Genomic DNA, 14,352 nt, shown 5'->3' with positions numbered 1-14,352 from the left:
GACGAGTCTTTGATACTCGTGAATGAGTCTTTGATACTCGTGAATGAGTCTTTGATACTCGCTGACGAGTCTTTAATACTCGTGAACGAGTCTTTGATACTCTTGAACGAGTCTTTAATACTCGCTGACGAGTTTTTGAACTCTACTCCTTTGCCCCCCTGGTTACTGAGCTTGTCCTGAGTGTAGGCGTAAAGCCTACGGCATAGCTACGCCCTAAGCGCCAGCCTCTCCAAGAGTTGGGCGCAGTCGTAAAGCCTGCGGCATAGCTACGCCCTAAGCGCCAGCCTTTCCAAGAGTTGTATCCCGGATTTTTCACCACATCTCTCAAAACCTTGTGCTCTTGAGCTCTTGAGCAGAGGAGAGTTCTTGTACAAGTTCTTTCCCCTCTGCCCCTCTGCCCCCGTCCCGCATTATGGGTTCCTGCCATAGACCTCTTGCCCCTAGAGCCTTTCTGCACCTCTGCATTTCTTGCTTGTGAGAAATGCGGGGTATGCCCCCCTGCCCTTATTTCGAGAAGCTATTATATTATTTCAAGTAAGTAATTAATATTTTTAACTTTTAATCATCAAGGGTTAACGTTAATCCGCCCACGACACACTAGTTTGCCTGGGATCAGCGTTAGTTCTTGGATATCAACATCTGAGCCAAGATCCAAATTGTACTCATGATTGTCATCTAATATATTTCCTTGGTCGGGCTTGATTTGGATATTTGCCAGTCGCAACTCATGGCCATTGAGTAATTGTAAGCTCAGACAAATCTCTAGAGGTGTTGTTTGACTATTGGTTACTTTGATGCCCCGCAGTATAATTTGATTGTTCTGAAGGAGAATTTCTTGCCAATCAATTGGTTGTGGCTCTGGGTAATGTGTTGGTGAAACCTTAACCAATAGATCACTCAAAGCAGTCGATAATAAGTTAGATGAGAGAGAAGCATTGAGATCCTTCTCGTCTACGATCAAATCGCCAACCACTGGTACTGTTTCTAACAGTTGCAGTGGCTGTCCCTTGATTACCGAGCCGATATTTATCCGAATATTTTCTGCCATTAATTGAATTTGTGTAATTAGGAGACCTTGATAAACAGCATGAGTAGCAAATATAGATACCAAGGGGATGCGTCCAGAGAGAATTTGGCGATCGCTCGCTTTAATCTCCACTTCTAATTCAGATATTTGGGTGACTTGCGTTCTCAACCAGAGCTTTAGGGCTGTTGTGAGTACCTGCGTAATTATGCGGATTTTACTGGTATTTCTTGTTTGAGAATTTTGCTCTGGCATTTAACTAATCTGTTTATGAGTATTTGCTTAACAACCGAACATAAATTAAATAAGTCTTAAATTTAACATTTATGCCTACTCACTACAAAATGCAAATATCATTTAATTGTTAACAGTAAATAAGCAATTTCCACATGGAGGCACGGTTACAAAAAATTCTCGCTCAATGGGGTATCGCCTCACGTCGTGAAGCCGAAGAAATGATTAGGCACTCACGGGTGCGAATTAATGGGGTAGTAGCACATTTAGGTCAAAAAGTTGATCCTCAAAAAGATGTGATCGCGATCGATGGTAAGCCTATATCCGAAAAGCAGCGTCCGGCTTTAATATATCTATTGCTGCATAAACCAGCAGGCGTGGTTTCTACTTGCTACGACCCTCACGGCAGACCAACAGTCCTGGATCTACTATCTAAAGAATTACGAGAGGGTTCAGGTATTCACCCTGTTGGGCGTTTAGATGCAGACTCTACAGGAGCATTAATCCTGACAAACGACGGAAATCTGACATTTGGACTAACGCATCCACGCCACAGCATTTCCAAGACATATCGTGTTTTGGTAAAAGGACATCCTCCAGAAGCGGTACTGCAAATGTGGTGTCAGGGTGTGATGTTGGAGGGTAGAAAAACCAGGGCCGCCAAGGTACACCTCATAGAACGTCGTGCCGAGCAAAGCTTTTTAGAAATCGTGTTGCAGGAGGGAAGAAATCGCCAAATTCGTCGGATAGCTCAACAGTTAGGATACCCAGTAATCAAGCTGCATCGGACTGCTATCGGCCCAATTCAATTACAAACTTTAAAAGAACCCTTTTTGTCAGAGGGTAAATATCGTTCCCTCAAAGATCAAGAGATTCACTTTTTGCAACAACAGATAACGCAACCTAATTATTGATTCAGCGGAGTTAAGGAGTGTCAGCAGGCATGAAATGGCTAAGAAAGAAGAAGAATAATCACCAGCCATCAATTTCATTAGAGCAAGAACGAGCCGAAAAGTTAGCAGAATTGGGCGCTCAACTTTGGGCATTGCGTCAAGAACAGGGTCTATCTCTAGAGCAAGTGGTTGTATTAACTAGGATTTCTCGGCGATTATTGCAGGCGATCGAAGAAGGTAATTTAAGCGAGCTGCCAGAACCAATCTATATTCAGGGTTTGATTAGGCAATTTGCCGAGGCACTAGGTTTGAATGGAGTAGAATTTTCTGGCACTTTTCCGATCAGTTCTGCACAAGTGAACCCCCAAGTTAGGGAGAATACTTCACCTCTGAGTCAACTACGCCCGATTCATCTTTACTTTCTTTACATATTCCTAATTGTATGTTCTGTAAATGGCTTATCTCAGTTATTAAATAACGCTGTACTACAAGCAAATAATAGTCAAAACCAGCCATCTCCAAAACAAAAATCTGTCGTTAAACCAGAAATAGCCCAACTAAAAGAGTCAGTGAAGGTTCAGTCGGTCAGCGATACCCTTAGCGGCGTCAAACAGGGACAGGCTGTACAGATTGGTGTCACTTTGAAAGCGTCATCCTGGATTCGCGTAGTAGCTGATGGCAAAACCAAGTTTGAGGGTATTCTGCCAGAGGGAACTCACCGGATTTGGAAAGCTCAGAAGCAACTGACAGTGAAAACTGATAATGCTGGTGGTGTTTTAATGAGCGTCAATCAAGAGAAAGCCAAGGAAATGGGAGAGCCTGGGAAAGAGGAAGAAGTTAGGATTGCTGCCAAGCCTAAGTTTTGAAATATGGGGTATGGGGCACTTGTACTGAGCGAACGCAAGAGCGTCTCTAAGAGTTGCCGTAAAGCCTGCGGCATAGCTACGCCCTAAGCGCCAGCCTCTGGTAGAGTTGTATTGGTTATTCTTTCTTCCCCTGCTCCCCCTGCTTCATTGTTCTTGCGGGGCGCGTCCATTAAGTTCAGTAAGAACTTTCAAGCGATCGCCTAATTCCTGTGTCAACGCTCCTGGTTGATAGCGCCACTCCCAGTTCCCTTCAGGAATACTGGGAAAATTCATCCGCGCTTGGTTCCCTAATCCCAAAATATCTTGCAAGGGAATTATTGCTTGGTTGGCTATGGAACTCAAAGCTAGGCGAATTAAATCCCAGTGGATGCCTTCAGGACTAATAGAACCTAAATAAAGCAACAACTTTTGCTTTTCCTCGTCGCTAGCTGTATCGAACCAGCCTAAAGTAGTGTCATTATCGTGAGTCCCGGTATAAACTACAGAATTGCGCGGATAATTGAATGGTAAAAATGGATTAGCGGCATCAGCACTAAAGGCAAATTGCAAAATTTTCATCCCTGGAAATTCATACTTATCTCGCAGCGCTTCTACCCCTGGTGTAATTACTCCCAAATCTTCTGCTAAGACGGGTAGCTTGCCCAACTTTTGCCTAATCACTTCAAAAAAAGCATCTCCAGGCGCTTCCACCCATTTACCATTGATGGCAGTTTCTTCACCTTGAGGCACAGCCCAATAAGCCTCGAAGCCCCGGAAATGGTCAATGCGAATTATATCTACATAATCCAGCATTGCCTCAAAGCGCTGTACCCACCACTTAAAGTCTTGTTTTTGCAATTCCTCCCAGTTGTAAACCGGGTTGCCCCACAATTGACCGGTGGCGCTAAAGTAATCTGGTGGGACTCCTGCCATTTGGGCGGCAGCTCCTGTCTGTTCATCTAGACAAAAGATGTTGGGATGCGCCCACACATCAGCGCTATCATGAGCTACGTAGATGGGGATATCGCCGATAATGTCAATACCGCGCATGTTGGCGTAGCTTTTAAGCTCTGACCACTGGCGGAAAAACTCAAATTGGACAAACTTGTAATAAAAAATCTCTCCATTGAGTCGCTCCTGTACTTGCTCCATTGCTTGTGGATCACGCTTGACAAGTTCTGACGGCCATGTGTGCCAGTTTGCATTCTCATTGGCATCTTTCAACGCCATAAATAAGGCGTAATTATCTAGCCAATAGGCTTTGCTGTCGCAAAAACCTTCAAACTCTTTTTGTAGGATGGGTGTGGCATTGGCTTTAAAATGTTCATAGGCTTTTTTGAGTAGCCCAATCTTAACCGACACTACCTCCTTGAAATCTACCTTTTCTTCCGGTAATCCTGGTAAATTAGCAAAGTCTTCTTCTGTTAGCAAACCCTCATCTCGCAGTTTTTCTGGGCTAATCAGCAGGGGATTTCCCGCCATTGCCGAGTAGCACATATACGGTGAATTACCGTATGCAGTGGGGCCCAAAGGTAAAACTTGCCAATATTGTTGATGGCTTTCTTTGAGAAAATCGATGAAGCTATAGGCTTCTAAGCCTAAATCGCCAATGCCAAATCGACTGGGAAAAGATGTGGGATGCAGCAAAATGCCACTTGATCTAGGAAAAGGCATATTTAACCTGAATTATGAGAGGAAGCGATCGCATTAATCTATCACGCTACGTTCAGCTTTGAAAGCTGTCGATAGCAAGGATTAGGGATTGGGGAACTCGGTACCCCCTCTGGTGATAAGGGGTAAGGGGACTGAGGGGGGAATAACATAATGCAATGCCCCATGATGCCACTTGCTTTAACCGGGGGAACCCCGGCAACGCAGTGGCTCCTCAATGCCCAATTCCTAATTAATCCAAAATCCAAAATCTAAAATCCAAAATTGCATGACTTATCGAAATCCTACACCGACAGTTGATATCATCATTGAACTAGTAGATCGACCTCATCGGCCAATAGTGTTAATTGAAAGACATAATCTACCCTTAGGTTGGGCTATTCCTGGTGGTTTTGTGGATTATGGGGAAGCGGTGGAAGTGGCGGCCCGGCGGGAAGCTGAGGAAGAAACGGGTTTGCAGGTGGAGTTAGTTGAACAATTACTGGTGTATTCTAACCCTGATCGCGATCCGCGTCAGCATACGATTAGTATTGTGTTTTTGGCGACAGCGACGGGGGAACCGGTGGCTGGGGATGATGCTAAGGGTATAAGCATTTTTGAGTCTTGGCGTGTGCCTGGTAATTTATGTTTTGATCATGATCGCATTTTGCAGGATTATTGGCGATATCGGCATTATGGGATACGTCCGAGGTTGGGGTAAGAGGGACGAACCGCAAAGGGCGCGAAGGGCACATTCGCGCAGCGTCTCGAAGAGAAGGAAGAGGGGAGAGGAATACCTGTGACACAAAGTTTTTGTGATTATACTGTGTCAGTGGTATTTAAAGGTGCATTATGGACGCTGAAGAACTTTTAGAGAAATACGCCGCAGGAGAACGTAAATTTCACAACGAGAATCTTAGAGGAATAGACCTCAAATATACAAATCTGAGTGGAATAGACCTAACAGGTGCAGATTTGACGGGTGTAGATTTGAATGATGCCAACCTGACTAAAGCATTACTTAAAAACGCAAACTTCACTAGAGCTTCTCTAACAGGTGCAAATTTAAGTGAGTTGGGCGAAAGTTCTAGTTTAAATTTGAGTTGGGCAGACCTAAGTAGTGCTAATTTGAGTGAAGCAAAACTAAGTAGCGCTAACTTTAGTAACGCCAATCTTGATAACGCTAACTTGAGTAAAGCAAACTTGAGTAGCGCTAACTTTAGTAACGCCAATCTTGATAACGCCAACTTGAGTGATGCAACACTCAATTCTGCAAACTTAACTGACGCATCCTTAAATGAAGCAAAAGTCGTTAGAGCTAACCTTACTGGTGCTAATTTAAGTGGAACTAACTTGTTTGCAGCTGATTTGAGTCAAGCTAACTTAGCTCAAGTGATACTCAAAGGTGCTAACTTGCAGGGAGCCAAAATTCGGGGTGTTAATTTATCTCAAAAAGATTTGTCAGGTATGAATCTGACTCTGGCTGATCTAGGTGCAGCAAATCTCATAGGTGTAAATTTCAGAAAAGCCTGCCTTGAGGGGACAAATTTAGAGAAAGCAGAACTACAAAAAGTAGATTTGATCAACGCGAATCTGAAACAGGCAAAGCTAAAGAAGGTAGATTTAACTGGCGCAAATATCTATGGGGCAACTTTTAAAGATGCAGACCTGACTGGTGCGATAATGCCTGATGGAGAAGTCTACAAACCGATCGCTGCTGAAGTGGAAATCGGTAAACAGGAAACATCGTTAGAGAAAGTAATATCTATGACTCGTAAAGTAATTAATACTGATAACGCACCCGCACCAGTGGGCCCTTATAATCAAGCGATCGCAGCTTCTGGTCAATTTGTATTCATAGCTGGACAAATTGCCATCGATCCCCGCCTTGGTGATGTCGTCTACACTGATGATGTCAAAAAGCAAACTGAGCAAGTTTTAGCTAACCTGGAAGCTATCCTCACAGCAGCCGGGGCGACTTTTCAAGATGTGGTGAAAACCACTGTATTTTTAGCTGATATGAATGATTTTGCGGCGGTGAATGCCGTTTATGCTAAATATTTCCCGGAAAATACAGCCCCAGCGCGGGCTTGTGTGCAGGTATCGCGCTTACCTAAAGATGTGTTGGTAGAGATTGATGCGATCGCTGTAATTAGCGGTTAAAAGGAACGTATCAATGAGCAAAATCTTAACGATTACATTTGATTGTTCTGTTTTGACTCTAAAAACTCCATCACTTCTTGTAGCACATCAGCTATATGTGGCTTTTCGCAAGCAATTACGTTGTCTAAAAGATGTTTATGGTGCGGGAAGCTAGGCAAGTTGGGAAAGTGTGGTGTACTGTCATAACGAAAAATCAGACTATTTTGCTCATCTTGAAAGTGATAGCGGTAATCAATATATGTAATTTGATTATTTACAATAACAAAGGCTTCACTTACTGCCAGTAAATATTTAAGAGCGAAGCGTATCCTAATGCGGAGATTAGCTCTTTGTGTCGTTAAAATTACTGCACCATATTCCTCAACGTATGTGTTAGAGCAGTTGAGTAAAAGTTGCTCAACTTCATCTAAATAGGCTTGGATAATTTTACGCGACATCTCTAAGTTTGCTCTTTATCTCTTGGTGTAGAGCTAGATAATGTTGGTAGTTTCCTGCCCATTCGATAAACACTTCATCGTCAGAAGTTTCCCCTTGGCTATATTTAACAAAAAAATCTTCTGAATTCATTTGGTACTTTATTTCATAGGTATTCAACTGTTTGGTAAGGTCAATCAGCGCATCTAGTGAAGATGTATATTCGATGATTTGTTTACGCATTGATTTCTGCATTCAATTTCATTGTTAATTATCTCTCAACAAACGCGATCGCCTCTATAACTTTGGGAATACTGAAACTAAGTATCCTAAAGGAGTATTAAAAATGCCCGAAAATCGCATCAGTGCAAACTTAGCCCCAGCAGACAAAGAAGCAGTCATGCAGGCGATCGCTACAATTAGAGAAAAGTTACCATTTTTGATTGATTTGACCCCTGAAGATCGGCGAACGATGCTGAAGATGGGAGATAAAAGTCGGGCTTTTGTCAGCAAAGCTTTAGAAGTGGCGACACAGAACCCTAACTTTTTACCTCGTTCTTTTGACTTGGAAGAGATGCGCCGGGATTTAGGGATATTTGAGGACTTGTATCCGGTGCTTTTGTCTTTAACGCAACTGCAAGAACTGGTAGATGATACCTGTATAGCGGCTGCTAGCGAAGCGTATGCCGCAGCATTATCAATTTATAGCTATGCCAAAGCTAGCGGTGATGTCACAGGTTTAGATGCAGTCATTGATGAGATGGGACGCAGGTTTTACCGCCGTTCTAAGAAAAAGCAACCCGAAGTTCCAGTTAGCTAAAGCTTAAAACAGGTAATCATACCAGTTATCAATTTGGTAAAATACACGTCATTTGTAAGGGCATAACATTGTTATGCCCTTTTCGCGTTTTGTATCCAAAGATTTTTGAAACCCGCGCAGGCCAGTAAAGTCTCGTGTAGCAGCGACTTCTGTCGCCAAGGCATTTTTGAGCTTCAGAATGTCATCTTCGAGCCTCCGAAGGTCAACATCGAGCTTCAGAATGTCAACTTCGTGCCTCAGAAGGTGAACGTCGAGCCTCAGAAGGTCAACATCGAGCTTAAATCAAGGTTACACGTAAAAATTACCTAAATAACATTTAGTAAATTCCGAAATACAGCGTGGGCATTGAGTAGTTATTCTGTAAGCATTAACATCTCAAAATTAAATCTGGTCATGAACCCACAAAACAAGCCCAAGAGTCTACAAGATATTCTTAAGCAGCGCCAGCAATCAGGTTTTGTGGATCGTGAAGACCAGGTAAACCAATTTTGCCAAAATCTAGGTTTACCGTTAGAAGATGACCGCCGTCGTTTTTTGTTCAATGTTTGGGGTCAAGGTGGGGTTGGTAAAAGTACCCTGTTACGACAGTTTCGCAAAATTGCTGAAGAAGCAAAAAATATTACGGCTTATATAGATGAAGCTGAAAAAACTGTACCAGAAGTTATGGGTCGTCTAGCTGAAGACTTGGAACGGCAAGGTCACAAACTAACGCAGTTTACAGAACGCTACAAAGTTTACCGTCAAAAGCGCCAAGAATTAGAAACTGATCCAGAAGCTCCTCAAGGCTTTTCCGCTTTTGTAGACAAAACTGTAGTTAAAACTGGTGTGCGTCTGGCGCGTCGAGTTCCCGTTGGCGGTGCTGTCTTTGACTTTGTAGATGAGGATGCTTTGGCTACCCAAGCCGGAGAATGGGCATCTTATGTTGCAAAGAAAATAACAAATAAAGATGAGGTGCGCTTAGTTCAAGAACCTGTAGAAATCCTAACCCCGCTATTTTTGCAAGATATTTTTAAAATTGCCGATAAAACTGCTGTTGTTTTGTTTTTTGATACCTATGAACGCACTGGGGAATTCCTAGATAACTGGCTACGAGAAATTTTGGAGGGTCGCCACGGTGAAGTGTCTCTCAATATATTGATAACCATCGCCGGTCGGCAGGAATTAGATAAAAATCATTGGGCACCTTACGAGGGGTTAATTGTTCGTTTCCCTCTGGAAGCCTTTACAGAAGAAGAAGCCCAACAATATCTAACTCGCAAAGGCATTACAGACAATCGCATTGTTGAAGTGATTTTGCGCCTTTCTGGAAATTTGCCGTTGCTGATGGGAATGCTAGCAGATGCTCATCCCAATGACCCTAACCAAGTAGTTGAGCCTAGCAGCAGTGCTGTAGAACACTTTTTAAAATGGATTGATGACCCCAAGCGGCAACAAGTTGCTCTCGATGCTGCCATTCCTCGGTGCTTGAATCGAGATGTTATGGCCAAATTAAGAGGAGAAGAAGCTGATGAGCTATTTACTTGGCTGAAAGAAACATCCTTTGTCAATGAACGCTCTGATGGCTGGGCTTATCATGATATCGTTAAAACCCAAATGTTACGCCACAAGCGCCTTTCATCGCCGCAAGGTTGGGCTGACATACATGCTAAGTTAGCAGACTATTATGACAGCCTACGGAACGATCTGCAATTGGACGAAGAGAATAAACAGCGCGATCCTAACTGGCAAAGTTACACATTAAACGTGTCATACCACAATTTATGTCAGTCACCGCAAAGGAATTTATCTGTATCTCTCAATGAATTTCTTGCTGCACTCAAAAATCAACGCAAATTTGCCCAACAATATGCAGAAACAATGCTTCAGGCTGGTAAAGATGTGGATTCTGCTGAAGTTCAGCGTTGGGGTGAGCAACTAGCTAATGGGTTAAAAGCTTATGAGGAGAAGCTTTATCAAGTTACATTAGAAATGTTTACCGCAGTCCTACAAAATTCTAGGATTGAAGTTAAATGGCAACCAATTGCTCTAGGTTGGCGCGGTCAAACTTACCGCTTAATGAAGCGTTACCCAGAAGCCTTACAAGATATTGACCGCGCAATTGAACTTAACCCCAAACTTGACTGGGCGATCGCACGTCGCGGTGAAACTTATCGCTCAATGAAGCGTTATCCAGAAGCCCTACAAGACTTTGACCGCGCAATTGAGCTTAACCCCAAATATGACTGGGCGATCGCACGTCGCGGTCAAACTTACCTGATGCTTAAACTATATAATGAGGCTCTGGCAGATTTCAACCGCGCTATTAACTTAGATTCTGACAGTAATTGGAGATTGTATAATCGTGCTTTAGCCTACCAAGCCCTTAACCAACCAGATAAAGCATGGGCTGACCTATCACTTGCCATCAAGGTTGCTAAACAGCATTACGAAAAAGATGCTAAAGACTGGTCTAATACCTTTAACTTAGCCCTTTACTATTTAGCTGCTCAATATCATCAACCAGCAGAGCGGTTATATCTCCATGTTTTATCTCAAGGTGCTTCCTCAGAATCTATTCGTGAAGCTATCCAAGACCTAAATGACTTTTTAACCGTGTTCCCTGACCATGTGCAGGCTACATCCATACGACGGTTGTTGCAGTCTTCTCTAACTTAGGTCATGTAATTTGCAACCTAGCCACCAGAAAACCCACAAGTCCCAATAATCGCCTGAGAATCAATTCCCTCTGTTATAACCTAAAATCTTCTAAACAAAACCGGAAAAGGGTTTCAGTCCACTTGAGTGGACTTGCGCTATAAGTCTGAGATTTCAATCTCTGGCTGACAAACGGGTAAGCACAATAGATCCCAGCTAACTTGCCTTCAGGAGACTGGGGGCTAAACCTAATTGCGTGCTAAATATTAAGCGATTTTAGCCTTACAACTATGCCAAAGCTAGCGGTGATGTTACAGGTTTAGATGCAGTCATTGATGAGATGGGACGCAGGTTTAACCGCCGTTCTAAGAAAAAGAAACCTGAAGTTCCAGTTAGCTAAAGCATAAAATAGGCGAAAACAGCAGTTATTAATTTAGGTACAATAAGCATTTTTCTGGGGGCATAACAATGTTATGCCCCTTTTGCATTTTAAATCTGAAGATTTTTCAAACCTACGCAGGCGGGCTTCGTCTGTATAGCCGTGACTTCTATAGCACATCTCGTTTATCTAAAATACACCCTGACCTCACTTCCATTCCTCTCTCCTAAGAGGAGAAAGGCTTTGAATCTTACTCCCCAACGCTAGTAGGGAAGGGGCTGTTCTTGTTAGGTCTGTCTTGGACTCCACTAAGAAGCGCTAAGTCGCCAGGGCATTTTTGAGCCTTTTAGCCTGACGATTGAGCCTTTAAACCTCAACGTTGAGCCTTTGAAGCTGACAGTTGAGCCTTTGAACCTCAACGTTGAGCTTTTGAAGCTGACAGTTGAGCCTTTGAACCTCAACGTTGAGCCTTTGAACCTCAACGTTGAGCCTTTGAAGCTGAGAGTTGAGCCTTTGAACCTCAACGTTGAGCTTTTGAAGCTGAGAGTTGAGCCTTTGAGGCTGAAATTACAAGTTTATCTAGATAAATTATTAGATTTCCTGCTGATTTTCAGTAAAAATCTGATAGAACATTGTTGAAATATATTGGCTTAGTACATCTACCAGCGTCATACAACAGCTATGAGCAATACCTCTGGATTTTTAGTTAGTAAACCTATTGCATTATGGAATAAACCCATTAACGCTGACTTTAAAGAACTATTCAAATCACTAGGGAAAGGTGTAATAGATGGAGTTTTGGGTAAATGGGAAGAGGTAGCCAAAGATGCTCTAGACGGTGTAACAGCACTAGGTTTAGCAGCAGCACCAGAGGAAGTTGCTTGGTTACTAATTTACCGTTCTTTGGTAGAAGCAATAGTGAGTTTGCTAAAAGGAAATCAAGAGTTACTGTTTGAAAAACCAAACGAGAGCGATCTTGAGCTATTGTGCGATCGCCTCAACCATTCCCTAGAAAGTATAGAATTGCGTATTGACCAAGATTTTTTTAACCGTCCCAAAGATTTACCGATTCTGGAAGCGATTAAAACTGCTTTTGCCGACTGGTTAAAATATTTTAGCGTTAATCAAGCACAGGCACTAACAATTAGTCATGGTCTTCCTACTTATTTTGTAGTTGCTTTAAAGAAAGAGTGGCTAAAACATCCAGAAAAATATGCTTGTTTAAAAGAAGAACTGGATACCCCCTTCACCCAAGCCAATGAACGGGAACAAAGATGGCAGTATTATTTTGCTTGGCTACAAAAACAGGTTGAAGAACCGATGCTTTTAGAAGCGTTTGGTTTAAAACAGGTTTATGTTCCCTTACACGCCTACTATAAGCAGGAAGTTGCGGGTGAAAAGTCAGAAGAATTTGAACGCCGGGTGAGAGAAGATGAGAAATATCAGCGAGTTGTTCTTGACTTAGAAACTGAATTAGAAGCTTGGTTAGAAAAAGGCGATCGCGATGATGCCATCAGAGTAATTAGTGGTGGTCTAGGAAGTGGTAAATCTTCCTTGGCCAAAATCTTTGCAGCTAACCAAGCAGAAAAAGGGAAAATTCCGGTTTTATTTATTCCTTTGCACCATTTTGAACCCTCGGATGACTTAGTTGAGGCAGTTGGTAAGTTTGTCCGAGACGATGGCTTTCTCAGACATAATCCCCTAGATAAAGATAAGGCTGATTCCCGCTTACTGATTATCTTCGATGCTTTAGATGAGCTTGCCATGCAGGGCAAAATTGCCACTGAGATTGCTCAACAATTTGTGCGTGAAGTCCAAAGAAAAGTAGAGCGGTTTAATGTCCGTGAAACTTGCTTACAAGTATTAATCGGCGGTCGAGAATTGGTAGTGCAAGCAAATAGTAGCGACTTTCGGCAACCACAGCAAATATTGCATATCTTGCCTTATTTCGTTACTGAACATGAGAGCGAGAATTACATTGACGATCAAAACTTATTGCAGCAAGATCAACGTCAGATTTGGTGGCATAAATACGGCAATGCTAGCGGACGGGGATATGATTGCTTACCAGAAGAGTTAAACCGAAATAATCTCACAGAAATTACTGCCCAACCCTTGTTAAATTACCTGGTAGCATTGAGTTTTGATCAGCAAAAGCAATTTCCTACAGACGGCAACCTGAATGCAATTTATGCAAATTTGCTCACAGCAGTTTATCAGCGCGGTTGGGCTGGTTATCAACATCCGGCTATTCGGGGAATTGAGGAAAAAGACTTTGTTCGCATCCTCGAAGAAATAGCTTTAGCTTCTTGGCATGGAGATGGACGAACAACAACAGTCAAAGAGATTGAAGCCCATTGTGAACACAGTAGTTTAAAGAGTCTTTTAGACAAGTTTCAGGAAAGTGCCAAATTAGGCGTAACTCGTCTTTTGACTGCCTTTTATTTTCGTGAGAGTGGAGTTAAGGAACAGGAAAAAACTTTTGAATTTACTCACAAAAGTTTTGGTGAATATTTAACAGCAAAACGCATCGTGCGAGAAGTTAGACTCATTCATAAAAAGCTGAAGGCTCACCAGGATGATCCAGATGAAGGATGGGATGAGCGCGAGGCTTTAAAAAGGTGGGCAATTCTCTGCGGTGCATCCCCTATGGATGAATACCTTTTTTACTTTGTTGCCGATGAAATGCGTTTACAGAATCCATCGGATGTTGGCAATTGGCAGCAGACATTATGCTATCTGATTGGTTTTATGTTGCGTCATGGAATGCCGATGGAACGCTTGACTCCCAGACCTGATTTTCAAGAAGAAAATCGACAAGCACGAAATGCAGAAGAAGCGTTGTTGGCTGTCTTAAATGCTTGCGCTAGAGTGACAAAGACAGTTTCAAAGATTCAATGGCATACTCCTGAAGCTTTCGGTACATGGATTTCCCGCTTGCAAGGGCAAAGAATCAATACTTATGTGTTTTGCTTGAATTTCTTGAGTTTTTTGGATTTGCAAGGTTGCGTTTTAATTTTTAAGGACTTTCATAATGCGAATCTTGAAGGGGCGTATCTTGAACAGGCAACTCTTTTAGGGGCGAATCTTGAAGGGGCGTATCTTGAAGGGGCGTATCTTGTAGAGGCAAATCTTGAAAGGGCGAATCTTAAACGGGCAAATCTTGTAGAGGCAAATCTTGTAGAGGCAAATCTTGAACGGGCGAATCTTAAAGGCGAAATTATTAAAGGGGAGAATCTTGATGCGGCTAATCTATAAGATGAGTAACTTACATAGAATACTCTTTTTTAGACTTA

General features: G+C 42.6%; 12 protein-coding genes. 8 read left to right on the top strand and 4 right to left on the bottom strand.

What is annotated here, in order from left to right:
* Positions 1-565: 565 nt before the first annotated feature.
* Complete coding sequence (locus tag Q0541_RS26595; RefSeq protein ID WP_298918115.1) at positions 566-1,279, bottom strand: DUF2993 domain-containing protein; 714 nt, start codon at positions 1,277-1,279, stop codon at positions 566-568.
* A gap of 134 nt (positions 1,280-1,413) precedes the next feature.
* Between Q0541_RS26595 and Q0541_RS26590 the strand changes: the two genes are divergently transcribed.
* Both Q0541_RS26590 and Q0541_RS26585 read left to right on the top strand, forming a co-directional pair.
* Entirely contained in the window at positions 1,414-2,172 is a 759-nt protein-coding gene (locus Q0541_RS26590; RefSeq protein WP_298918112.1) for a pseudouridine synthase, read from the top strand.
* A 29-nt stretch (positions 2,173-2,201) separates the two neighbouring features.
* Positions 2,202-3,017: a RodZ family helix-turn-helix domain-containing protein gene (locus tag Q0541_RS26585; RefSeq protein ID WP_298918109.1), complete on the top strand. Its 816-nt coding sequence runs from the start codon at positions 2,202-2,204 to the stop codon at positions 3,015-3,017.
* 144 nt (positions 3,018-3,161) lie between these two features.
* Here the strand turns inward: Q0541_RS26585 and malQ are convergent, their stop codons facing one another.
* On the bottom strand, positions 3,162-4,670 hold the full coding sequence (gene malQ, locus Q0541_RS26580) for a 4-alpha-glucanotransferase (RefSeq protein ID WP_298918106.1): 1,509 nt from the start codon (positions 4,668-4,670) through the stop codon (positions 3,162-3,164).
* A 265-nt stretch (positions 4,671-4,935) separates the two neighbouring features.
* On the opposite strand from malQ, the gene Q0541_RS26575 reads away from it, so the two are divergent.
* A complete protein-coding gene (locus Q0541_RS26575) occupies positions 4,936-5,367 on the top strand; it encodes an NUDIX hydrolase (protein ID WP_298918103.1) in 432 nt (143 codons plus the stop codon).
* A 131-nt stretch (positions 5,368-5,498) separates the two neighbouring features.
* Positions 5,499-6,809 carry a Rid family detoxifying hydrolase gene (locus tag Q0541_RS26570; RefSeq protein WP_298918100.1) on the top strand — a complete coding sequence of 437 codons (1,311 nt, stop codon included), beginning with the start codon at positions 5,499-5,501 and terminating at the stop codon, positions 6,807-6,809.
* Positions 6,810-6,841: 32 nt separating this feature from the next.
* On the opposite strand, the gene tumE is transcribed toward Q0541_RS26570, so the two are convergent.
* Together tumE and tumA are read right to left on the bottom strand one after the other, a co-directional pair.
* Positions 6,842-7,246 (bottom strand): toxin TumE, encoded by a 405-nt coding sequence (tumE, locus tag Q0541_RS26565; RefSeq protein ID WP_298918097.1) that lies wholly within the window; start codon positions 7,244-7,246, stop codon positions 6,842-6,844.
* The gene (gene tumA / locus Q0541_RS26560) at positions 7,236-7,466 is read right to left on the bottom strand and encodes an antitoxin TumA (RefSeq protein ID WP_298918093.1); all 231 of its coding nucleotides are present in this window, start codon (positions 7,464-7,466) and stop codon (positions 7,236-7,238) included. Before tumA ends, tumE begins: the two co-directional genes overlap by 11 nt.
* A gap of 103 nt (positions 7,467-7,569) precedes the next feature.
* Between tumA and Q0541_RS26555 the strand changes: the two genes are divergently transcribed.
* The 4 genes from Q0541_RS26555 to Q0541_RS26540 all read left to right on the top strand — a co-directional run bounded on the left by Q0541_RS26555 (position 7,570) and on the right by Q0541_RS26540 (position 14,314).
* Positions 7,570-8,043 (top strand): hypothetical protein, encoded by a 474-nt coding sequence (locus tag Q0541_RS26555; protein WP_298918090.1) that lies wholly within the window; start codon positions 7,570-7,572, stop codon positions 8,041-8,043.
* A 393-nt stretch (positions 8,044-8,436) separates the two neighbouring features.
* The gene (locus Q0541_RS26550) at positions 8,437-10,698 is read left to right on the top strand and encodes a tetratricopeptide repeat protein (protein WP_298918087.1); all 2,262 of its coding nucleotides are present in this window, start codon (positions 8,437-8,439) and stop codon (positions 10,696-10,698) included.
* 745 nt (positions 10,699-11,443) lie between these two features.
* The gene (locus tag Q0541_RS26545; RefSeq protein ID WP_298918084.1) at positions 11,444-11,695 is read left to right on the top strand and encodes a hypothetical protein; all 252 of its coding nucleotides are present in this window, start codon (positions 11,444-11,446) and stop codon (positions 11,693-11,695) included.
* Positions 11,696-11,737: 42 nt separating this feature from the next.
* Entirely contained in the window at positions 11,738-14,314 is a 2,577-nt protein-coding gene (locus Q0541_RS26540; protein ID WP_298918081.1) for a pentapeptide repeat-containing protein, read from the top strand.
* The last annotated feature ends 38 nt before the right edge of the window (positions 14,315-14,352 follow it).

Origin of the sequence: uncultured Nostoc sp., from assembly GCF_937863485.1 — a bacterium.
Classification (GTDB): domain Bacteria; phylum Cyanobacteriota; class Cyanobacteriia; order Cyanobacteriales; family Nostocaceae; genus Nostoc.
Note: the sequence above shows the minus strand (reverse complement) of the source record. Positions and strands in the feature narration are given on the sequence as shown.

Coding starts and splice junctions, on each gene's coding strand:
- Q0541_RS26595 (WP_298918115.1), bottom strand. CDS start 1,279: ATGCCAGAGCAAAATTCTCAAACAAGAAATACCAGTAAAATCCGCATA.
- Q0541_RS26590 (WP_298918112.1), top strand. CDS start 1,414: ATGGAGGCACGGTTACAAAAAATTCTCGCTCAATGGGGTATCGCCTCA.
- Q0541_RS26585 (WP_298918109.1), top strand. CDS start 2,202: ATGAAATGGCTAAGAAAGAAGAAGAATAATCACCAGCCATCAATTTCA.
- malQ (WP_298918106.1), bottom strand. CDS start 4,670: ATGCCTTTTCCTAGATCAAGTGGCATTTTGCTGCATCCCACATCTTTT.
- Q0541_RS26575 (WP_298918103.1), top strand. CDS start 4,936: ATGACTTATCGAAATCCTACACCGACAGTTGATATCATCATTGAACTA.
- Q0541_RS26570 (WP_298918100.1), top strand. CDS start 5,499: ATGGACGCTGAAGAACTTTTAGAGAAATACGCCGCAGGAGAACGTAAA.
- tumE (WP_298918097.1), bottom strand. CDS start 7,246: ATGTCGCGTAAAATTATCCAAGCCTATTTAGATGAAGTTGAGCAACTT.
- tumA (WP_298918093.1), bottom strand. CDS start 7,466: ATGCGTAAACAAATCATCGAATATACATCTTCACTAGATGCGCTGATT.
- Q0541_RS26555 (WP_298918090.1), top strand. CDS start 7,570: ATGCCCGAAAATCGCATCAGTGCAAACTTAGCCCCAGCAGACAAAGAA.
- Q0541_RS26550 (WP_298918087.1), top strand. CDS start 8,437: ATGAACCCACAAAACAAGCCCAAGAGTCTACAAGATATTCTTAAGCAG.
- Q0541_RS26540 (WP_298918081.1), top strand. CDS start 11,738: ATGAGCAATACCTCTGGATTTTTAGTTAGTAAACCTATTGCATTATGG.